Origin of the sequence: Clostridiisalibacter paucivorans DSM 22131 (assembly GCF_000620125.1) — a bacterium.
Classification (GTDB): Bacteria; Bacillota; Clostridia; order Tissierellales; family Clostridiisalibacteraceae; genus Clostridiisalibacter; species Clostridiisalibacter paucivorans.
Genome location: NZ_KK211076.1, coordinates 35,426 through 57,267 on the forward strand (window position 1 = coordinate 35,426; position 21,842 = coordinate 57,267).

The 21,842-nt window shown below is 29.6% G+C and carries 20 protein-coding genes; 1 reads left to right on the forward strand and 19 read right to left on the reverse strand.

Annotated elements, in window-relative coordinates; genetic code table 11:
* Window positions 1-295: 295 nt before the first annotated feature.
* The 8 genes from cas2 to Q326_RS0115415 form a co-directional block, all read right to left on the reverse strand.
* Window positions 296-559 carry a CRISPR-associated endonuclease Cas2 gene (gene cas2 / locus Q326_RS0115380; protein WP_026896158.1) on the reverse strand — a complete coding sequence of 88 codons (264 nt, stop codon included), beginning with the start codon at window positions 557-559 and terminating at the stop codon, window positions 296-298.
* Window positions 560-568: 9 nt separating this feature from the next.
* Window positions 569-1,561, reverse strand: coding sequence for a type I-B CRISPR-associated endonuclease Cas1b (gene cas1b, locus Q326_RS0115385; RefSeq protein WP_026896159.1), 993 nt, complete (start codon window positions 1,559-1,561; stop codon window positions 569-571).
* Between the two features lie 14 nt (window positions 1,562-1,575).
* Window positions 1,576-2,076, reverse strand: a complete 501-nt coding sequence (gene cas4, locus Q326_RS0115390; protein ID WP_026896160.1) for a CRISPR-associated protein Cas4 — start codon at window positions 2,074-2,076, stop codon at window positions 1,576-1,578.
* Window positions 2,077-2,089: 13 nt separating this feature from the next.
* On the reverse strand, window positions 2,090-4,366 hold the full coding sequence (locus Q326_RS0115395) for a CRISPR-associated helicase/endonuclease Cas3 (RefSeq protein WP_026896161.1): 2,277 nt from the start codon (window positions 4,364-4,366) through the stop codon (window positions 2,090-2,092).
* Between the two features lie 11 nt (window positions 4,367-4,377).
* A complete protein-coding gene (gene cas5b / locus Q326_RS0115400; protein ID WP_034602554.1) occupies window positions 4,378-5,127 on the reverse strand; it encodes a type I-B CRISPR-associated protein Cas5b in 750 nt (249 codons plus the stop codon).
* Window positions 5,128-5,132: 5 nt separating this feature from the next.
* The gene (gene cas7b, locus Q326_RS0115405) at window positions 5,133-6,017 is read right to left on the reverse strand and encodes a type I-B CRISPR-associated protein Cas7/Csh2 (protein ID WP_034602555.1); all 885 of its coding nucleotides are present in this window, start codon (window positions 6,015-6,017) and stop codon (window positions 5,133-5,135) included.
* On the reverse strand, window positions 6,004-7,911 hold the full coding sequence (locus Q326_RS0115410) for a TIGR02556 family CRISPR-associated protein (RefSeq protein ID WP_026896164.1): 1,908 nt from the start codon (window positions 7,909-7,911) through the stop codon (window positions 6,004-6,006). The genes cas7b and Q326_RS0115410 overlap by 14 nt, the downstream gene beginning before the upstream one ends.
* Window positions 7,912-8,086: 175 nt before the next feature.
* Window positions 8,087-9,505, reverse strand: a complete 1,419-nt coding sequence (locus Q326_RS0115415) for a S41 family peptidase (protein ID WP_026896165.1) — start codon at window positions 9,503-9,505, stop codon at window positions 8,087-8,089.
* Between the two features lie 167 nt (window positions 9,506-9,672).
* On the opposite strand from Q326_RS0115415, the gene Q326_RS0115420 reads away from it, so the two are divergent.
* On the forward strand, window positions 9,673-10,344 hold the full coding sequence (locus Q326_RS0115420) for a PAS domain-containing protein (RefSeq protein ID WP_026896166.1): 672 nt from the start codon (window positions 9,673-9,675) through the stop codon (window positions 10,342-10,344).
* A 21-nt stretch (window positions 10,345-10,365) separates the two neighbouring features.
* Here Q326_RS0115420 and Q326_RS0115425 read toward each other — a convergent pair whose 3' ends face one another.
* From Q326_RS0115425 to Q326_RS0115475, 11 genes are all read right to left on the reverse strand, one after another.
* A complete protein-coding gene (locus tag Q326_RS0115425) occupies window positions 10,366-11,694 on the reverse strand; it encodes a glucose-6-phosphate isomerase (protein WP_026896167.1) in 1,329 nt (442 codons plus the stop codon).
* Between the two features lie 11 nt (window positions 11,695-11,705).
* The gene (ptsP, locus tag Q326_RS0115430) at window positions 11,706-13,412 is read right to left on the reverse strand and encodes a phosphoenolpyruvate--protein phosphotransferase (RefSeq protein ID WP_026896168.1); all 1,707 of its coding nucleotides are present in this window, start codon (window positions 13,410-13,412) and stop codon (window positions 11,706-11,708) included.
* 130 nt (window positions 13,413-13,542) lie between these two features.
* Window positions 13,543-14,190: a recombination regulator RecX gene (gene recX / locus Q326_RS0115435; RefSeq protein ID WP_026896169.1), complete on the reverse strand. Its 648-nt coding sequence runs from the start codon at window positions 14,188-14,190 to the stop codon at window positions 13,543-13,545.
* A gap of 22 nt (window positions 14,191-14,212) precedes the next feature.
* Entirely contained in the window at window positions 14,213-15,112 is a 900-nt protein-coding gene (locus Q326_RS0115440) for a DMT family transporter (RefSeq protein WP_026896170.1), read from the reverse strand.
* Window positions 15,113-15,175: 63 nt separating this feature from the next.
* Window positions 15,176-16,162: a DUF4003 family protein gene (locus Q326_RS0115445; RefSeq protein WP_026896171.1), complete on the reverse strand. Its 987-nt coding sequence runs from the start codon at window positions 16,160-16,162 to the stop codon at window positions 15,176-15,178.
* Between the two features lie 63 nt (window positions 16,163-16,225).
* A complete protein-coding gene (locus Q326_RS0115450; protein ID WP_026896172.1) occupies window positions 16,226-17,299 on the reverse strand; it encodes an NADH:flavin oxidoreductase in 1,074 nt (357 codons plus the stop codon).
* A gap of 83 nt (window positions 17,300-17,382) precedes the next feature.
* Window positions 17,383-18,417, reverse strand: a complete 1,035-nt coding sequence (locus Q326_RS0115455) for an ABC transporter substrate-binding protein (RefSeq protein ID WP_034602566.1) — start codon at window positions 18,415-18,417, stop codon at window positions 17,383-17,385.
* A 9-nt stretch (window positions 18,418-18,426) separates the two neighbouring features.
* On the reverse strand, window positions 18,427-19,212 hold the full coding sequence (locus tag Q326_RS0115460; protein WP_026896174.1) for an ABC transporter permease: 786 nt from the start codon (window positions 19,210-19,212) through the stop codon (window positions 18,427-18,429).
* Window positions 19,206-20,048, reverse strand: a complete 843-nt coding sequence (locus Q326_RS0115465; protein WP_026896175.1) for an ABC transporter permease — start codon at window positions 20,046-20,048, stop codon at window positions 19,206-19,208. The genes Q326_RS0115460 and Q326_RS0115465 overlap by 7 nt, the downstream gene beginning before the upstream one ends.
* A gap of 2 nt (window positions 20,049-20,050) precedes the next feature.
* Window positions 20,051-21,094 carry a spermidine/putrescine ABC transporter ATP-binding protein gene (gene potA / locus Q326_RS0115470; protein WP_026896176.1) on the reverse strand — a complete coding sequence of 348 codons (1,044 nt, stop codon included), beginning with the start codon at window positions 21,092-21,094 and terminating at the stop codon, window positions 20,051-20,053.
* Between the two features lie 26 nt (window positions 21,095-21,120).
* The gene (locus Q326_RS0115475) at window positions 21,121-21,660 is read right to left on the reverse strand and encodes a helix-turn-helix domain-containing protein (RefSeq protein WP_026896177.1); all 540 of its coding nucleotides are present in this window, start codon (window positions 21,658-21,660) and stop codon (window positions 21,121-21,123) included.
* Between the last annotated feature and the right edge of the window lie 182 nt (window positions 21,661-21,842).

Sequence of the window (21,842 nt, forward strand, 5' to 3'; positions counted from 1 at the left end):
GAAGTTTCAATTCCTCATAGGTAAAGTAATAACAGCCTGGTGCCTGGGGGAGAGTACCCTTTATATATTTGTTTCAATTCCTCATAGGTAAAGTAATAACCCATTACAAAGCAGCATATATCCCAATATACAATTAATTCCAAATCATTTTTTCTCTTATACTTATATTCTATATAAAAAACAAAATTCCTTCTAATTGCACTAATTTTCTTTAATTCATCAATTTCAGTCTAAAAAAATAAATGTCGTCGACCTCCAGGGGTTTTTACACTACTGGAGGTCGACGACATTTATTTTATAGAAAATTATCTTGTCCACCTTTCTTTATACCCATTATTTCTACTGATGAATATCTTGTTGTTCTAAATGAATAAATTATCACTGAATCTGCATCTTCATTTATTATTTTACCTAATTCTAATTTTAATTTTACTAAATTGGCATCAGTTATTTCACCTTCAAATACTGAGTTTTGTACCCAATATAAATATTTCCTACAGGTCTTTAATACCTTTGCTACTCTTTTTTGCTCTATATCATATACTAATATTACAAACATTTTTGCCTCCTACCATCTAGATACAAAGGCACTATATGGCTTTTCTCCCATGAGATGTTTTTCTATTTTGTATAGTTCCAACCTAATTAGTCTTCTATAAGATACATTTCTTCCTAATTGTCTATGTTTTATAGTAGCCCTCATCCTATTATCAAATTCTTGAACAAATAATTTTCTTGCTCTGTCTTTTAATATTATCCCTTCCATATCTTCTTCAAAATCTTCCTTAGTTATCATTTTTCTTCCCAATAATGAAAATATTAATCTATCTACTATTATAGGTTTAAATATCTCTGACACATCTAAATTCAAAGTAAATCTCCTAAAGTTAGTACTATGTAGATATCCTATTCTAGGGTCTAAATGAGTTTTATAAATTTCTGATAAAACCATTACATACATCAGTGAATTTCCAAAACTTATCATTGAATTCAAATAATTTTCTGGTGGCCTTCTAGATCTTTTCTCAAATACAAAATCTTTATTGTTTATAATTCTATCGAAGCTTTTATAATATATATCCCTTATATTCCCTTCTATACCCATCAACTGATTAGTAGTAAAACATTTAGGTATTTCCCTCGATAAATTTTTAATACTCTCATCTATGTCAGATATATCTTTCCCCCTATTAATATAATATTTCAGTACACTTAACATGTTTTTATAACTACCATTAACAAACTCCATTGCAATATTAAGCCTTTTATCTTCATTTAAATAATATTCTGATTGTTTTAAAATCATATATCCCGAATTTAAATGCTCCCTAGGATAATAAGAGCCCATATAATATCCATAATAATTAAAAAAATGTATAGTAATCTCTTTTTGAGATATATAACTTAAAAATCTTTTATTTAAAGTAACTTCACCAAATATAAAAAAATCACTTACATCTTCTATAGGAATATATGACTTTTTATCATCTGTTTCAAAAAATATAGTATTATCTTTTCTTTTTATTTCTCCATCATTAAATATATAAATAACTTTTTTCATGATATTCTCCCTTTCTAAGACCAACAAAATTCACTATAAGCACAGTTTTTACAATATTTTATTTTTTTAGGCTCTTGAGGGATATCTTTATAAATTATATTTAAAATTTTTTTCTCCATATCTTTAATATCTGCTATAATTTTATCATTTAACTTTATCTCTATCCTCTTCCTCTCTTTAGGAAACATTAATATTCCTTCTCCATCTATTCCATATTCTTTAAGTTTATAAAGATAATATGCTAATTGCATCTTTGCACTCTCTTGAAACTTTGAACTCTTTTTCACCTCTCCCACCAGTACATTCCCTTTATGTCTTTTAAGTACATCCACTTTTATATTTCCTATTGAAATCTCTTTTTTCTCTCTTCCATAGGAATTTTCATGTATAAATCTTCCTATATCCATAAATTTATTATCTTGATCAGCTACAATCTTTCTAGACATCAACCAAACTTCTCTTTTACAAATGTAATAATACCACACTAAAGTCCCATTAATTTTTATGTCTTCCACATTATCACCCACCTTAAAGGAATATGGCTTCTTTTATATCTTCCCTAGTAAATCCTATATCATCTCTATATAATCTATCCTTGTCTTCTATGGGCATTCTTATAAACTTACTTTGGTCTATATCAAACTCTTTTAGATATCTATCTGGTATAGATATAATATACTGACTAATTTTAGGATATATTTTTAATAATTCTGCATATTTTTTCTTTCCTTTTTTCATTTGTCTTATTTCTTTATACCTTTCATATAAATCCACAGCTTCATTATCTGTTTCAAAGTATACATCTATATAATTTGGTCTATTTTTAATTATTGAAAAACTTTTAATTATCTCAAAATCCAGTTTTTGTATCGCTTCTATAAGCTCTTCGCTTTTATCCTCAGTATTTTTCATCTTATATGCCTCTAAAAAATATTTTTCTATTAAATCAAGAAAATCAGATTCCTGTAAAGTTTTATCTTCTAATAAATCACTGGCAATCCTTAGAAGCATATTTCCATACACATATCTTCCATATAATGAACCGTCTTCCTTTACCATTTTAGTAACTTTCACTATACCTGTTTCCTCATTATTTCTATTACATCTACCTGCCGACTGAATTATACTATCTATTGGAGCTAAATCCCTTATTACCACATCAAAATCTAAATCTACTCCTGCCTCTATCACCTGAGTAGAGATTACTATAGGATTTTCTTTAATTTTATCCCTTATAGTTTGTATTCTCTGTTGTCTTTCCTTTGGTATTATATTAGTTGACAAATACATTACTTTTCTATCTATACCTGTCAATTTATCATATATGTCTAATGACTGTCCTATAGTATTGCACACTATTAGATATGACTTATCTTCTAAATTATCTAAAAAATCATCGCAAAATCTATCGACAGATATAGATTCATTATCATAATATAACTTCACTCTATTGAGCTTTTTAAAATACTTTTCATAATTATTTAGCAGTTCAACACTATCTTTTAAAATTATAGGCTTTGTAGCTGTCATAGTTATAACTCTACAATCCAGTTCTTCACATACTTTGACTAATAAATCATCTATAAGATTCCAATACTCTATAGGTATAGTCTGTAACTCATCTAATATAATTACTGCACCTTTTATACTATGATATTTTTTTAGCATTTTATTTCTAACACCCAAAAGACTTTCAAATAATTGTACAAAGGTAGTTATTATGATAAAACTATTCCATCCTTCTATCATTAGTTTCGATTGATCTACATCATAGTCTATATCTTCATTTTTATATTCAATATCTGATAAATTGTGATGCTTTATTATATATCTACTTATATTATTTATAAAATCTTCATCATGCAAATATAATTCTTTTATAACTTCATAATTTTGATCTATGATTGATGTAAATGGCAGTGCATATATAATTCTTCTATTACCCAAATACTGTGATAATTTTTTTGCTGCATAAAACCCTGCTAATGTCTTTCCTGTCCCTGTAGGTGCTGTTATTGAAAATATCTTTTGGTCTATATTCTCATTCATATTCTTTTGTATATTATCAAAAACTTCTCTCCTAAGTAATGATAAGCCATCAGTACTTGTGTATCTATTTATATATATATCAACTAATTCTTCATAGGATATATTCTTTATAGTACCCTCTAATGTATTAGATGCGCTCATTTTATCTGCATCTATGAGAGCAGAATATATAAGCTGATGCATATAAAATATTTTTGTTGTATCTATCATTTCCATATCCATTTTATGCTTTATTGTCCTCAAATTTTTAAGTATTTTTTCATATGGTCTTTCATCTATAAACTTTTCAAAATATATTGATATATCTATTTCTTGTAAATCTGTAGATATAATCTCTTTGTGTTGTTCCATATTATCAATTTGTCTATCTACTATATCTAAATTGATCTTAAGATTTGACATGTCTCTAGTACTTCTAGGCATATGTTTATCTATATCTGTTAAATTTCCATGGTGATGTAGGATAGCATTGTATATTATTAGGGAAAGAATACTATCTTTCCCTAATATATTTTGACCTATATATGCACCAAATAATGCAGATATAAAACTATGGTCTGCTAGAGGATTCTTATCACTATCATGTAATCTTTCTTGAAAGTATGTTGTATATTTCCCAAAATCATGAGTTTTGCTTGTTATTTTTAGTGCATTCTTTATATTTTCATCTACCTCGCCCATATATACAAGTGATTTTTCAGTAACCTCTTTGATATGGTCTATCAAGTATTTGTCTGGATGCGATTTGAATCTCATGTTATCATCCTTTACATAAATAATATATTTTCATCTACTCCATTATATTGAACATTGATACAATTTCCCTTTAATTTCACTGGAATAGGATTTGTATTTTCATCAAATATATAATATTCAATAGCTTTAATATTTCTATTTCCTTCAAATTCTCTAGGCATTCTTTCCTTTACTATCATCACATTTTTAGTGTCAATTTTAGACAATACTATTCCCCTATCTTCAATTTTATTAAATGGTATAGGTGAAACTATATAGGTCATATCATCACCTTCATTTTCAGTTGCTATTGTTTTAGCAATATAGTCTATACCACAATTAAATGAGGCTGCTCCTAAAAATGGTGAATAATAATATTTTCTATTTTTTAACCTATACTCCAACTCATCCATAAAACTTTTGTCTTTATGACTTATATATATTCTATAACTTAGATAGTCATTTACCGACAGTACCATCTCATAAGGTATTTGAGTATGATTTTCAGGAAACTCAAAATGTTTATTAGTAGTTATCTTCATATAATTTACACTCTGAAGTATCTTTCTTGTCTTTATATTTTTTCTTATTGCTATATCTACATTATCTGCTGAAAATTCATCATAATAACTATCTCTTTCCCTACCCATAATAGCCGCAACAATCCCCGATATAGTAGTCCTAGGAGGTATGCTATATGTTAGGGATGATGAATTAGTGTAAAACTTCCTAAAATGTCCAGCATATCCCCATATATCAAATATTAATATGTCTTTATTCATATTTATCACCTTATCTCTATTAGCCTAAAATCTCTAAATATTTCATTAAACTCCCCATTAGTTATTTTTAGATTTCTGTCTTTAAAATAATATATTTTATCAACATTTTCTCTGTTTTCCTTTAAAAAATTTAATAAATCCCCCACATCCAATGCTACTTCACTTATATCTCTAGGGTTTTCAGTATTTTCTACTAATTTGATCATGGTTCTCATATCCCCTAATATAGTTTCTGGGTCTTTATACTGTACCCTTATATATAATCTGGGATATTGTCCAACCTTACTCCTTGTAGCTAGTAGTGGTATAGACTTAACTACTGCTTTATCTAATTTATTTATATCCTCTTCCTGCAAATGAGTTTTTTCTGCTCTATTTCCGCTTACAACTCCTGAAAAAGCTATAAACGAATATTTAACTCTATAATCTCTACCCATGGCCCCTTGGGCATTTTTATCTCCTGTGGAAAAATGACTAGTTATTGCAGACTCCATTAGTTCTACCTTATTTAAAGAATAGCCCCAATTAAATTGTACTGGTCCTGTAAAAGTCTTCGTTTCTTTTTGAATAGGTATTGTAGCTCCAAAAAGTCGTACATCTATCAAATTATCTAATATATCTTCCTTTTCTATATCTTTTTTATTTAACTTAGTTTTTAACTTTTCTACTATCTTTTCAGGCTTTACACTTTTATCCTCTAATTTTGTTACAAATATTTCTTCTCCTTTAGATTGCAAATAATCTCTAATATATCTTTTCAATCTCAAATCCGAAACTAAATTTATGTCCCTTTCATAATCCATTCTTGGCCTGTTTTCCTCATCTGGATCACCATTTGGATTGGTCATTTTTGCATCATATAAAAATAATATTTCACTATTCTTTATCATTATTCTTCTCCTTTCTAAACATCATTTTTGTTGTTCCATAGGAATAACCTGAAAGTATATAGTAAAGATTGTCATGCTTACTCAATTCCCATCTATTAATATGTTTGTCCAAAAGCATTTTATGGACAAAATATGTTTTTTCATTGTACTTTAGTATTTTATTTTGTCTAAGTTTATTTACTATCTCACTGGATAATCTCTTTACTTTATTTATGTCCATACTATTAAAATTAATCTTATTTAATATAGGCTTTCTTCCTTCTCTATCCATATACTGCCTATTACCCACTTGAGATACTAAATATCCCAAAATAAACATCGCAGTCTGCTGTTCTGAATACTTCATTTCATCTAGGTAATTTTTCATATCTTCATCAACATCTATAATATTTATATTCATTCCCTCTCCCTCCTTCAAACAACCTATTTCTTCTAAAAGCCTTATGAGCATGTTAGATTGTACTATACTATTACTAAAAATATTATTAGGCTTTATGTTAAATTGGTTTTCTTTATTAAAATAATGAATTTTAACCATGTCTATAAACCCTTTAATTAAAATATCTTTTTTAATTTCATTTCCTTTAAATACATCATTATATATAGACAACAATTTTCTAAAATCTGATACTTGTCCATCTTTTAATTTAACCGGTGTTAAATAATATATACTTTGTAATCCCAATGGCATATTAAATCTATCAGATATTAATTTCTTAAATTTTTGAGTTACATTAGTAGCAGCATTTATAATATGCGTAAATCTTGATGGATTTACATCTTTAATAAGCTTCTGTACTTTAACTGATTTTTGACTTATTCTATAAAATAATATATTTAAAAGATAATAATTGTTATCACCTAAGATCTCAAAGGATGTGTCTATTTCCCCTCCAATATTACTCAATCCTTCCACCTTTTTAGCTTGGTTAAAAGTATCTACTATCTTTGATGATAGTAAATCAATATTTTTTCTACTAAATTCAGGATCAAATAAGAAATGAGGAATAATATAAACAGGCATACCCCCCAATCGAGTATTTAAATTATCCATTATGTATTGTTCTCCTGTCATTAAATAGGTCAAACAATTGCTGCAAATTTGCATATTTTTATAATAGTTCTTTTTGGAAAATTTAGAAGGGAAATTTATATTTGTGGTAGTATAAAATTTTAATTGTAGTTTACTAGTATCGGAAGTCACATCGGTAAGATTACTACATAGTGAACAATAGTCATCTTTTGCTTTATTATCTAGTCCATACCTTTCTTCTTTTATCGCATTTTTATACTCTTCATTGTAACTTAAAGGTACTCCATCTATGGATATAAAATATAATGTTATAGACCTATTGTTTAATCCATATTTATCCTTTATGTAATTGTCTATAATCTTAGATGTATATTTTGTAGTTTTTTTCACGTCTTTATTATTTTCATTAAAAATTGTATCCATGTCTTGAAAATCTTCAGATATCTTTTTAATATCCATTATATATCTATATCTATTTTTTGTACCTTTTTGTTCCCCCATATCATAATAAAAGTCATCTATTATTTTCTCTAATTTCTTACTTATATAAGGCAATTCCATATTTACTATATTTGGCAATGTTTGTGATATTAGATACTCATTCTTATTACCTGTCACATACCATTGGGGAGATGATGTCCCACTAGCTGTCCCTATCCAAAGTAGATCTTTTGCACTGTTTTTAGTAACTTCCCCATAATCATTTATTTCTATTTTATTTTTATTTGTGTCTATATTTATCTGAATTATATGTTTAGGATTTCCCTTCCTGTCTTCTAGCTGTATATCTTTTACTAGATTTATAAGGGCATTTTTATCATCATATACTGCCTTTCCCACCTGCAATATACCTTCTTGCATATATTTACCTCCTTTCTATTTTTCTTTAATTATGTATATCATCACCTCCATATACTATATTAGGAAATACTCTGCATTTATTATATTCTATATTACGACACTTTTTACCTGCTTTTATTCAATTTAAAAATTATCGCCGATTTCCAGCATTTTTACTGAATAATCGGCGATAATTTTATTTTCCATGCTTATTATTTATTATCTCTAATGCTATTTCTAATGCATCCCTTTTACCTAAATCATTTATATCATAATCTGGCAATACACCCCTTCCAGTGTCAAGTCCATTGGGCCTAGTAAAATATTTATGGGATACAAAGATTTTTAGATGGGTATTAGGTAGTCCAAATTGATATAGATCACCATAATGACTAGCTATTCCTCCTGTTTCTTCACCTATTAGATACCCTATATTATAATCTTTTACGGTAGATGCTAACATGACTGCACTGGAAAAAGTTCGTCTCCCTATTAGAAAATATACATCCCCTTGAAACTTTGGGTTATCCAAAAACTTCCTCGATGGCTGTCCTTTATAAGTATAGCATTCTCCTTTGTATTTCATATATTCACTCTTTAATTTTTCTATCTCTTCTTTGTCTTCATTTGTTTCTCTCATTAAATTAGTATAATGCTCTATGATTTGGTCACTTATTTTTACATCCATACTATTTGCTTGCGTATATCTTCCATCATATATATATTCTATCAATAGATCTCCCAATCGAGAATTTCCTCCCCCATTTTTTCTTAAATCTATTATGAGGTTATCCAGTTTTTCTTTATTAATCTCTTCAAAGGTTTCAGCTAAAAACTCCTCAAACTTTTCAAAATTACTAAAACTATTAAATGTGATTAAGCCCGTATTATTGTTTAATTTCTCGTATATATAATCTTGTTTCTTTTCTTCTTTGTCATTTAATTTTTGAGCCTCTTCAAGACTAATACCTTGAATCTTTATAATTTCTTTTTTATCCCCATTTTTAACGTTTATCATATATTCATCTTTTGGCTCGTTATTTAGATAGTAGTATAACACAAAATTATTTTCAATAGAAGACTCCTTAAACCCTAGTTTAGAGCCACTTACGTATCCTAACATTTCGTCATATATTTTTGATGCCTTTTTTCCATTTATTGATTGAATTTCCCATCCTTTATATTTTTCGTATTGGTCTATAAAGGTATCATATATATGTATTTTACCATCCTTTATATGTACATTAATAAAAAGTATCTCGTCATTATTTTTTATTTTTGTTATATAGTCATTTGGTAAACGCATACCAGTATGACCATCTTTGAAACTATTAATAATAGGTGAAAACTTTTTATAAAATTTAATACTAGTTATTAATCCATCTATATCTTTTAATTCATCATTTATTAATCTATCTATATCCTCTTTTGATACTGCAAAATACAAATCTGGATGAACACTCTCTAAAGTCTCCATCATAAATTCTATATCTTCCTTAGCCTGTGTCTTTGTAATTTTTTCATCTGTCTTAATATTATCTGCCCCATAGACATTGATTGTCGTCATACTGATAATTAATACAGTACATAAAATCAATTTAATCAATCTCTTCACTTTTATCCACTCCTTTATATTTATATCTTCTTACAACCTTTATATTATAACATTAATTTTTTTATTTTTATATTACGCCACCCTTTTATGTATTCTTTATCATAAATATAATTTATCCCTACTAAATATATAAATAAGTAGAAAATACACTGTTGGAGTTGATATTTATGAAAATTAATAGCTTTATAATGGATTCCAGTGAATACTATATAGGTACAAACGATACCTTAGAAGCAGCTTTAAATAAATTTCAAGTATCAAATTCAAACAATCTTATAGTAATGGATGATGCTAGTCTGCCTAAAGGAAGTATTTATATCTATGATTTGATATCATATTTGACTAATCAATCCTTAAATAAAGTTTTAGTAAAAGATGTCATGTCTAAAAATTTTCTCTATATAGATATAAGAGATAATATTAACCCGCCACTATTATACGATCACGATATTATTGTGGTTTTGAACAATAATAATTTTAAAGGTATTATAAAAAAAGAAGTAATAAACAGATATTATCTCTTAAAAGAACACTCCCTACATACCTATCTAAACACAATAATAAACAGTATCCCCTATGGTATAATGGCAATAACAAACACCAGTGAAATAATAGTCTATAATAATGCCGTTAAAAAACTATTGGGATTAAGAAAAAATAGTATTATAGGAAAATCTATATATGATGTCTCGAAGTTAAAAAATATCTTCAAATTTATAAAATTTGAAGAACAATTTAGAAATAAAAAATGTAATGTCCAAAAATACAATACTACAGTAACTATCACTCACCTAAAAATTAATAAGGAAGTAAAGGGCAAAGTCATTATTTTTCAATAACTTTGCCCTTTACTTCCTCCACTATATCCTTTTTATCAATAATTCTCTCAATTCTTCATATCCTGGTTTTCCAAGGAGTGCAAACATATTATTTTTATAGCTTTCAACTCCTGGTTGATTAAAGGGATTGACTCCTAATAGATAACCACTTATAGCACATGACTTTTCAAAGAAATATATCAGCTTTCCAAAATAATATTCATCCATTTTAGGTACATTAATAATAAGGTTTGGGACTCCACCATCTACATGGGCAAGCAATGCTCCCCTATATGCCTTTTTATTTACAAAATCCATAGTCTTTCCCATTAAATAGTTCAATCCATCTAAATCCTCTTTATCTTCTTGTATCACTATATCATCTTCTGGTTCTTCTACATTTAGTACCGTTTCAAATAATTGTCTTCTGCCATCTTGAAGATATTGGCCTATAGAATGAAGATCTGTAGAAAAATTCACCGATGCTGGGAATATACCTTTTCCATCTTTTCCTTCGCTTTCTCCATATAACTGTTTCCACCATTCAGCCATATAATGGAGTCTTGGTTCATAACTTACCATGATTTCTATACTCTTGCCTCTAGAATAAAGAATATTTCTACAGGCAGCATATTGATAACACATATTTTTTGTTAATTCTTCTGCCATATATTCTTGTCTAGCATCCTTTCCTCCTGTTATCATATTATCTATATCTAACCCTGCTACAGCAATGGGAAGCATACCTACAGGTGTAAATATAGAAAATCTTCCTCCTACATCATCAGGAATTACAAAGGTTTCATATCCTTCTCTTTCTGCCAAAGTTTTTAATGCCCCTTTTTCTTTATCTGTTGTGACATATATCCTTTCCTTTGTCTCTTCTTTACCGTACTTTTTTTCCATATATCTCTTCAATACTCGAAATGCAATGGCTGGTTCTGTGGTAGTTCCCGATTTAGATATTACATTTAGGCTTACATCCTTTCTTTCAATTACTTCTAATAAATGTTTTAAATATGTGCCACTAATATTATTTCCTGCAAAATATATCTCTGGTCCATTGGATATTTGATTATAAAAGGAATGACTGAGGGCCTCTATAGCTGCTCTAGCTCCTAAATACGACCCTCCTATACCTATTACGACAAAAACCTGAGATTTACTTCTTATATTCTGTGCTGCATATTTAATCCTTTTAAATTCTTCCTTATCATAGTAAATTGGATAATCTATCCATCCCAAAGAGTTGTTCCCTGGAACTGTTTTATTATGAAGCATTTTATGTGCATGAATAATATGGGGTGTTATATATTCTATCTCATGACTTTCAATAATCCCATTGGAATAATCAAAGTTTATATTTTTCATCAAAAATCACCTTATTTCATTATATTTTTCATATATCCCTCTATTTCTTTTACAGTAGACATATTCAATACCTTTTCTGATATCTCTCTAACATATTCATATTTTAATGATCTAATTAATTTTCTTACCTCCAATATATCTGTTGGACTCATACTAAGTTCATCGATACCCATTCCTAGTAATATTGGAATCATTTCTTTTTTTGCTGCCGCTTCTCCACACATACCTACCCAAATGTTTTCCTCATGCCCATTGTCTATAACCATCTTTATCAATCTTAATACTGCTGGATTAAATGGGCTATATAGATGGTGTATCTTTTCATTCATTCTGTCCACCGCTACTGTATATTGTATTAAATCATTTGTACCTATACTAAAGAAATCTACATGTCTTGCTAATACATGACTTATTACTGCTGTTGAAGGTACTTCTATCATAATCCCTACTTTTATATCATGGTCATAGCTTATTCCTTGTTTATCTAAACTAATCTTTACTTCTTCTAATATGGATTTTGCTTCTAGCAATTCTTCTAGACTGGAAATCATCGGAAACATAATCTTTAGATTCCCATATATACTTGCCCTTAACAATGCCCTCAACTGAGTCTTAAATATGTTCTGTTGATCTAAACAAATCCTAATAGCCCTATATCCTAAAAAAGGATTTGCTTCATTACCTATTTTTAAATATGAAACCTGCTTGTCTCCACCTATATCTAAAGTTCTTATTATCACTGGTTTTGGATTCAAACTCTGAATTACTTTTTTATATACATTGAATTGTTCCTCTTCTGTAGGCATTGTGTCTCTATCCATGTATATAAATTCTGTTCTAAACAGTCCTATTCCCTCTGCATCATTCTCATTAACCCCTAAGATATCATCGGGACCACCTATATTAGCAGCTAATTCTATTTTCCTACCATCTATTGTTATACTTTCCTTCCCTATGATATTCTTCAATTCTCTTTTATTTTTATCATATTGTGCCTTTAATAATTCATATTCTTTTATTTCCTCATCTGTAGGATTTATTATTACCTTTCCTGATTCTCCATCTAATATGAGAAAATCTCCTGTTTTAACCCTTTTTGTTATATCCCTCAATCCTACTATAGCTGGGATTTCTAAACTCCTAGCCATAATAGCCGTATGGGATGTACCTCCTCCAATATTGGTTACAAATCCCAATACATTTTTCTTATTCATTGTGGCTGTATCAGAGGGTGTTAAGTCTTTTGCTACTAATATTACTTTATCATCTATATTGGATAAATCAAATATTTTTTGCCCCAAGATATTTTTTATAATACGATTAAATACATCTTTAATATCTGATATCCTTTCCCGTATATATTCATTGTCCATACTTTCAAACATGATAATAAATTGGTCTGCTGTTTCTTTTAATGCCCATTCCACATTAATTTTCTTCTCTTTAATCTTACTATTTACATTATCTATAAGCTCTGGGTCCTCTAAAATCATCATATGGGCTTGGAATATATCTGCTTTATCCCTTCCAAACTCCTTTAATACCCTTTCCCTTATCTCCAATAATTGCCCTTTAGATATCTTCAATGCTGTTTGTAGCTTTTTTTGTTCTATTTCTATATTATCAATTTGTCTCTTTTCTATATTTATTAGTTCTTCTTCAATAACCAATGCCTTTCCATATACGATACCATCAGAAACACCCGTTCCTAATATCATTTCCTCTTCTCCCCTTAATTATTAGATTTCGTAAGGTCTAATTTGTATATATAACTTTATTATAAAAAATTATCGTTGATTTCAAAAGTATTTATGCTATTTGAAATCAACGATAATTTTTTTTTACACTTTAATCTCCATATCCATCTATGTCATTTAACAATTGTCTAACTACTTTTTTTACTATGTCATAATTAAATCCCTTATATATCAAATGTCTAGACAATTTCTCATATACCTTTCTTTTGTCTTTATCCTTTATAACTCTTAACTTTTTCTGTCCCAAATACAATGCATTTTTATATTCTTCATCCTCTTTTATTTGAGACTTTATGGCATATTCTATTATATCTTTATCTATGCCCTTTTTGTATAAATCTTGCTTGATGCGATTTCTGCCATATCTTTTTATATGTTTTTTATCATTTACTATCATCTTTGCCAATTCTTGATCATCTATCATCTTATATTCTTTTAGTATCTTTATCACTCTATCTATTGTATGCTGTTCATAGTCTTTTTTGCCTAATTTAAACCTTATATTTTCTTCACTTTGCATATTATGACTCAAAATATTGAATGCGGTATTCTTTGCTTTTATATAGTTTTCTTCATCTACTATTTCTTTTAGCTTATCTTCTTCTATTTCTACACCTTTATTCAATCTCAATTTATATACTATTTCTGTAGATATGCCTAAAAAAAACTTGTTATCTATATATATATTTACCCTGCTTTCATTCTTTTTTTGTTGTTCTATTTTAGTTATTGTACCCAAATTACCACTACCTCTTCATCTATTAAATATTAGTATCAGGGCTCTTTTTTCTTAAAAATTCCCATTTAGTCTCTGCTGTTAATATCCCTATAAATATAACTAAACATCCTATAAACATCTTAATTGTAAATATCTCTCCCAAAATAAGTATGGAAAATATAGTCCCAAATACCGCCTCTAAACTGAGTATTATAGCTGCATGGGTAGAAGATGTATACTTTTGAGCTACATTCTGTATTAAAAATGCCACCAAGGTACTAAACGCCCCTAGATATAGTACCGTAAACCACCCTTGACCACTAAATTCAAGTACTATAGGCTCTCTCAATGCTGCCAAAACTATGGAAAATAAAGATGCTACAAAAAACTGTATTATAGTAAGTACTATAGGGTCATGCTTTTTAGTATAATGACCTATAGAAACTATATGTCCTGCAAATAACACTGCACATAAAAGAGTCAAACTATCTCCTTGGTTTATAGACAATCCCTTTTCTAGGGTCAAAAATCCTATCCCTAAAAGAGTCACAAAGGTAGCTACTATTTCAAAATTATCTGGCTTCTTCTTACTTATAAACCAATAAATAAATGGAACCATTACCACATTTGTAGCTGTCAAAAATGCCTGCTTACTTGCAGTAGTATATTGAAGCCCCACTGTCTGAGCTGCAAATGCACTAAAAAGAAAAAATCCTATTACGGCACCGCCCTTTAACTCTTCCTTTGTTATTCCCTTTAGTTTCTTCATAAACACTATGCTCATCAGTACAGCGGCAACTATCATTCGCATCGCATTCATCAAAAGTGGTGTTATTTCATTTAGTCCATTTTTAGTAACCACAAATCCACTTCCCCATATTATAGCTACCAATACCAAAGCCAAATCACCATATAAACTTTTCTTCTGTTCAACTTTCCCCATTTTTATCCCCCTTGTACAGTGTATTTAAATTATCCCCTCTGAAAATTATACCATAAAGACATCTTAGTTAGAAGAGCTCCCTGTAAATGATGTAGATGCTCCAATTGCTGCTATCATAGCAATCTGTTGAGCCTGAATAATATTTTGAATAATAGTATTTAATCCTGTTTCTATTGTCTTGTCATTTTTATTTTTGTCAATTGTATTTAACAACAAAAGTATGATAGATAATATTATATTTATATCTCTATTCCATTTAAAATGTTTTTCATTTTTAAACCTGTTTATTAAATCTTTTAATGTATTAATTTCTTTTTCTAAATCTACATTGAATAATACTAAAAGGGCTATAGATGGATATAGAACCCTCCTTACCTTTATATTGTTTTGTTTAAATATATTATACATTTCCTTGCATCTTTCCACGATGCTATCCCTTAAGTCACTCTCTGATAGAGTTAAAAGCTGTGACATTAATTGCAGTTCATTCCCCTTTTTAAATTTAGTTTCCGCTAAAGAAGCATAGTAGTACTCCATATCGAGAATAACCTTTTCTTCATCCTTTAAATCTTTAGCCAACATAATGGCCAATGGATAATCATCTTGTGATGTAAGAAATTTATGATTTTCTTTCATACCTTTAAATATTTTAGATGTGTTTTCAAGTCTTTTATCCAAGTCCTTTTCTTCTAAAAGAATAAAACTACTTATTCCCAAATACGGCCCCTTTTTAAAACCATATTCCTTCATCTTATCTATACATACTAATAATTGGTCAAACTTATACTTTGGATCTTCATAATTAGATATCAATAGTGCAGCTATAGAGTAAGTCTGTTGTGATTTTATTGGAGAGAAAAAACCTGTGTTCTTTTTTATATAATCCACTACGTCTTCATACAATTCCATATCAAATTTCTTGTCATTTATTACATATATGAGAGGTAACATACCTAAAACCTGAGATGGTAATTTCCATTTAAACTTTAATCTCATATCTGTATAAATATCCATATAACTATAATAGTTAGACTCTACCTCTTTTCCCATAAACATTCCCCCTACTTATTTTAAGCATAATTATATCAAAAAAGACTGGGCTATTTCCAGTCCCTATTTATTAAATATGCAAATATTCCCCTCTGGTCTAAAACATTGATTACAAGAAATACACTTAGATTTTTTCAAATCCCCCTTTAACCATCTATTGACTAGATTCGATTCTCTTATAAATGGCCTTGACATAGAAAACATATCAATATTGGAATTTCTCAATATATTTTCCATTCCCACTACAGAACGATTTCCTCCAACTAGTATTACAGGCACATCTACTACATCAGCAATCTCCTTTGCATATTGACTATGATAAGATTCGTCCTTAGATGTCTTTATTCCCATTCTAATGGCATATTTATCTCCTGTTACTCCGCCACTTATCTCTATTCCATCTATTCCCTTTAGACTCAATTGTCTACAAACATATTTGCTTTCCTCAAATGTTAATCCATTATCCATGAAATCTGAACAATTAATTTTTATTAATACAGGAAAGTCATTACCTACTTTTTCTCTAATATGTCCAAATGCCTCTAAAATTATTCTGGCCCTGTTTTCTATAGAACCACCGTATTCATCTGTTCTTACATTATGATGGGGATTCAAAAATTGACTTAAAAGATATCCATGTGCACTGTGGAACTGAACCCCATCAAACCCTGCCCTTTTTACTCTCAATGCTGCATCTCCATGGGCCTTCACTATGTATTCTATTTCTTTTTTTGTCATTTCCTTTGGTATTACCCCTGTATTAATTTCTGGTACAGCAGAGGGCCCCAATATTGTTCTATCTTCAGTATTGTATCTAGTCTTTGATCCACCATAGGCAATCTGCATTACTATTTTACAATTATTCTTATGTACCATATCTATCAATGCCCTATATTCATCTATATATGAATCATCACATATGCCCATCATTCCAGGATTAGGACATTCTTCAGGCACTATATAGGAATATCCAGTAATTATCAGTCCCACTCCCCCTTTAGCTAAATTTCTATATACATTAAAAAGCTTATCTGTCATCCTACCATCCTTAGCCATTCTTTCCCATGTTGCACTCCTTACAATTCTATTTTTTATATCCATATTACCTAACTTTGTAGAGTCAAATAAAGACTTCATAAGTTCATTCCCCCTTTTTTCATATTATACCAATATTATCTAGATAAAAAAAGAGTGAAGAAAAAATTTCTCCACTCAGGTTGTTAATGGGCCTTAACCTCAGTCCATATCCTATCATATACCTTCAAGAAATCACCAGGATCATGGAATACTTCACAGTTATCAGTTATATCTTTTTCTGGATATGCAACATTACTATTTCTTATTTCTTCATCAAGCATAGTAACTGTTTCTTTATTTGTAGTTGAATACCCTATATAATTTGTATTTTTCAGTGCTATTTCTGGTCTAGTCATAAAATCTATAAACTTCTGTGCCAGTTCCTTGTTTTGACTAGTTTTGGGTATAACCATATTGTCAAACCAAAGATTAGATCCTTCATTGGGCACTACATAATTTAGATTAGGATTTTCATCCATCATATACATGGCATCTCCAGACCAAACTACTGCCAATTTAGCCTCTTCACCTATCATCATGCCCTTCACTTCATCTCCCACATAGGCCAATACCAATGGTTTTTGTTTTATTAATTCTTGCTTCGCCTCTTCCAATTCTTCTCTATCCCTTGAATTCATAGAGTATCCCAATTTTTTCAATGCCACTGCTATGGAATCTCTCTGACTATCTAACATAAGTATTTCACCTTCATACTTTTCATCCCAAAGTATATCCCAACTATCTACTTTTCCATCTACTTCTTTTGTATTATATATAATGCCCACAGTCCCCCACATATAGGGTACTGAATATTCATTATTAGGGTCAAAGTCTAGACCTTTAAATCTCTCATCTATATATTTATAGTTTGATACATTATCCATATCTATTTTCAATAACATATCTTCTTTTATCATTTTTTCTATCATATAATCAGAAGGTATAGCTACATCATATGCATTTCCTCCTTGCTTCAACTTCTGATACATATCTTCATTGGTTGCAAATGTCTCGTAGTTTACCTTTACTCCAAACTCCTGTTCAAATTGTGGTATAACGCTCTCATCTATATAATCGCCCCAATTATATACATTAAGCGTTGGCCTATCCTCTCCACAACCTACAAATATAATAGATAAAACTAAACTTAAAGATAATACCAAAACAATTTTAGACATCTTTTTCACTTATATCACCCTTTCTTTAGATTCTTTATCACTTCTTTTATTAACTATCAATAATAGCACCAATACCGTTAAAAACATTAGTGTTGACAATGCATTGATTTTAGGGTTTATACCCTTTCTGGCCATGGAATATATTGTTATGGATAGATTAGTCACTCCTGATCCAGTAGTGAAAAAACTTATTACAAAATCATCTATGGATAGAGTAAACGCCAACAATGCCCCTGTAAATATCCCTGGCATTATCTGGGGAAGTATTACTTTCCTCAATGCGTATGAAGGTGTTGCCCCTAAGTCCAATGCTGCATCTAATATATCCTTGGGTAATTGTCGCAGCTTTGGTAACACCGACAATATAACATATGGAATATTAAATGACACATGGGCCAATAACATAGATACAAATCCCAAAGGTAATCCTACAAATACATAAAGTGCCATCAAAGATATCCCTGTTACAATATCAGGATTTATAACAGGTAAATAATTTATATTTAGTAATGTCTTTTTGCCTATTCCTCTCATATTATATATACCTATAGCTGCTGCTGTTCCTACAATAGTAGATATTATAGAGGAAAGTATTGCTATAGTAACTGTATAGTATAAAGCCTTCATTATATACCTATCCTTTAATAATTCAAAATACCACTTAAAAGTAAAACCATCCCAATGACCCCTAGACTTTGAATTGTTGAAGGAAAATACTATAAGGACTATTATAGGTGCATATAAAAATAAAAATATCAAGTATATATAGAACTTTTTTATAAATCTCTCTACCATAGTCCTCCCCCTCCATTTTCATTATCATATTTATTCATAAAGGCCATAGATATAAGTATCAGAATCATCATTATTATAGAGATAGCAGAGCCAAAATTCCAATCTCCAACTACTAAAAACTGTTGCTCCACCAGATTACCTATGAGCATATATTGTCCTCCACCAAGAAGTCTTGAAATCACAAAAGTACTAACTGCGGGCATAAATACCATAGTTATGCCCGACATAACACCGGGAAGGCTCAATGGAAATATCACCTTCCTAAATACAGTATATCTATCTGCTCCCAAATCTTCTGCTGCTTCTATAAGATTTTTATCCATCTTGCTCAATATGGTGTATATAGGTAATACCATAAAAGGTAGAAAGTTATATACCATCCCCAATACTACTGCACCATTATTATAAAGAAGGTTAATTTCCGGTAATTGAAATAGCCTCAATAACATATTTATAGTTTTGTTTAAAATTCCATTTCTCCCTAAAATAGTAAGCCATGCATATGTTCTAAGTAAAAAGTTCATCCACATGGGTAATACAAATAATAATACCATCATATTTCTCTTTTTTGAATCCTCTTTTGCCAATATCATTGCAGCTGGATAACCTATAATTAGACATATAATCGTTGAAATCAATGCTAAAAATACAGATCTCCATAATACCTTTATATATATGGGATCTAAAAACCTAATATAATTCGATAAACTAAACTTTATTTCTGATAAATTTGATATATCCCCTGTTGTAAGACTAAAAAATAATACAGCCAACAGTGGAATAACTATAAACATACCACTCCAAATAATATATGGATAAGCAAGCCATTTTTTCATAATTAGCTCATCTCCTTCTCCATAATATGAATATCCTCTGGCCCAAATGCCATACCTATTTCTGTTCCCTTATCTGCCATTTTTGTACTATGGATCATCCACTTTCTATTGTTTTCTGCCACTAACATTTCATAGTGTACTCCCTTAAATATAACTTCTTCCACTATGCCAGTAAGCATGCCTTCTTCCCTATTGACTACATTTATATCTTCAGGTCTTATTACTACATCTACAAATTCATTTGATTTAAATCCTTTATCTACACAGTCAAATTTATTGTCTGCAAATTCTACATAATAATCTCTAATCATCTTTCCGTCTACTATATTACTTTCTCCAATAAAATTTGCCACAAATCTGTTAGTAGGTTCATTATATATATCTTCAGGGGTACCCTTTTGTTGTATTTTTCCTCCATCCATTACTACTACTGTATCGGACATAGTCAATGCTTCTTCCTGATCGTGGGTCACATATATAAATGTAATTCCTATCTTTTGTTGCATATTTTTAAGTTCTATTTGCATCTCTTTTCTAAGCTTTAAGTCCAATGCACCCAAAGGTTCATCTAATAAGAGTACCCTAGGCTCATTTATAAGGGCCCTAGCTATGGCTATCCTCTGTTGTTGACCTCCACTCAATGAATCTACTGACGCCCTTTCGTATCCTTGAAGATTCACAAGCTTGAGCATTCTTGCTACTCGTTCATTTATCTCTTTATTGGAAACCTTTTTTATCTTTAATCCAAATGCTATATTTTCAAATACATTCATATGGGGAAATAAAGCATATTTTTGAAATACAGTATTTATCTGTCGTTGATATGGAGGTATGTGATTTATTAACTTATCTTCAAATAAGACTTCCCCTTCAGTTGGAGTCAAAAAACCTCCTATTATTCTAAGAGTTGTAGTCTTACCACAACCACTGGGACCTAAAAGTGTCAAAAATTCATTTTCCTTTATATTTAAGTTAATTCCCTTTAACACCTTTAAACCATCATACTCCATAGCTATATTTCTCAATTCTATTATGTTTTCTCCCATGTTATTTCACCCCCGTAATGATTATGTTAGAAATTTGGTGGTGTATTTACCCACAATATCTTTGCCTTACTCTTTCCTGCATTGACAATATAATGTACCCTATCTGCCTTATAATAAAAGCTATCTCCTTTTTTAGCCTTATATCTTTTATCTCCTATATAAATATATATGCTCCCTGACAATACATATCCATATTCTTCTCCCTCATGGGGATCATCTTCCTTATATTTCCCTGCTGATTCCAGTTCCACCATTATAGGCTCCATCAAATTCTTTTGTGCATTGGGTACTAGCCAACTTAGCTTATATTTATAATCTTCATCTTCTGTTATAAAGATATCATCCTTGCCAAATACTATTTGCTCTTCCTCTCGATCATTAAAAAAATCCTTTAGATTGGTCCCTAAACTCTCCAATATATCTACTAAAGTAGCTATAGATGGAGACGTTAAGTCCCTTTCCACTTGAGATATAAACCCCTTGGATAAATCACATCTATTGGCTAATTCTTCTTGAGTAAGAGACTTTTGCACCCGCAGTTCTTTAATTTTTTTTCCTATATCCATTTCTTACCCACCTCATTTTGAGAATTAACATTATATTAAACTCCATGTTTATAATTGCTAAACTATTTGACTTATTTATTATAGTATCTCCAGATTTAAAAAGTCAATAGTTTTTTATAAAAATTTTTCCTATAAATATATATTTTTTCACAAATAAAAAACACCTGATTTTTCAGGCGTCC

Bases quoted from the DNA above. Each gene is read 5' to 3' on its own strand.
- Q326_RS0115425 (WP_026896167.1), bottom strand. From the start codon at position 11,694: ATGAAAAATATAAACTTTGATTATTCCAATGGGATTATTGAAAGTCAT.
- ptsP (WP_026896168.1), bottom strand. From the start codon at position 13,412: ATGATATTAGGAACGGGTGTTTCTGATGGTATCGTATATGGAAAGGCA.
- Q326_RS0115395 (WP_026896161.1), bottom strand. From the start codon at position 4,366: ATGAGATTCAAATCGCATCCAGACAAATACTTGATAGACCATATCAAA.
- Q326_RS0115455 (WP_034602566.1), bottom strand. From the start codon at position 18,417: ATGTCTAAAATTGTTTTGGTATTATCTTTAAGTTTAGTTTTATCTATT.
- cas7b (WP_034602555.1), bottom strand. From the start codon at position 6,017: ATGATAAAGAATAGTGAAATATTATTTTTATATGATGCAAAAATGACC.
- cas2 (WP_026896158.1), bottom strand. From the start codon at position 559: ATGTTTGTAATATTAGTATATGATATAGAGCAAAAAAGAGTAGCAAAG.
- Q326_RS0115465 (WP_026896175.1), bottom strand. From the start codon at position 20,048: ATGAAAAAATGGCTTGCTTATCCATATATTATTTGGAGTGGTATGTTT.
- cas5b (WP_034602554.1), bottom strand. From the start codon at position 5,127: ATGAATAAAGACATATTAATATTTGATATATGGGGATATGCTGGACAT.
- Q326_RS0115445 (WP_026896171.1), bottom strand. From the start codon at position 16,162: ATGGGAAAAGAGGTAGAGTCTAACTATTATAGTTATATGGATATTTAT.
- cas1b (WP_026896159.1), bottom strand. From the start codon at position 1,561: ATGAAAAAAGTTATTTATATATTTAATGATGGAGAAATAAAAAGAAAA.
- Q326_RS0115450 (WP_026896172.1), bottom strand. From the start codon at position 17,299: ATGAAGTCTTTATTTGACTCTACAAAGTTAGGTAATATGGATATAAAA.
- Q326_RS0115420 (WP_026896166.1), top strand. From the start codon at position 9,673: ATGAAAATTAATAGCTTTATAATGGATTCCAGTGAATACTATATAGGT.
- Q326_RS0115460 (WP_026896174.1), bottom strand. From the start codon at position 19,212: ATGGTAGAGAGATTTATAAAAAAGTTCTATATATACTTGATATTTTTA.
- Q326_RS0115440 (WP_026896170.1), bottom strand. From the start codon at position 15,112: ATGGGGAAAGTTGAACAGAAGAAAAGTTTATATGGTGATTTGGCTTTG.
- Q326_RS0115475 (WP_026896177.1), bottom strand. From the start codon at position 21,660: ATGGATATAGGAAAAAAAATTAAAGAACTGCGGGTGCAAAAGTCTCTT.
- Q326_RS0115410 (WP_026896164.1), bottom strand. From the start codon at position 7,911: ATGCAAGAAGGTATATTGCAGGTGGGAAAGGCAGTATATGATGATAAA.
- potA (WP_026896176.1), bottom strand. From the start codon at position 21,094: ATGGGAGAAAACATAATAGAATTGAGAAATATAGCTATGGAGTATGAT.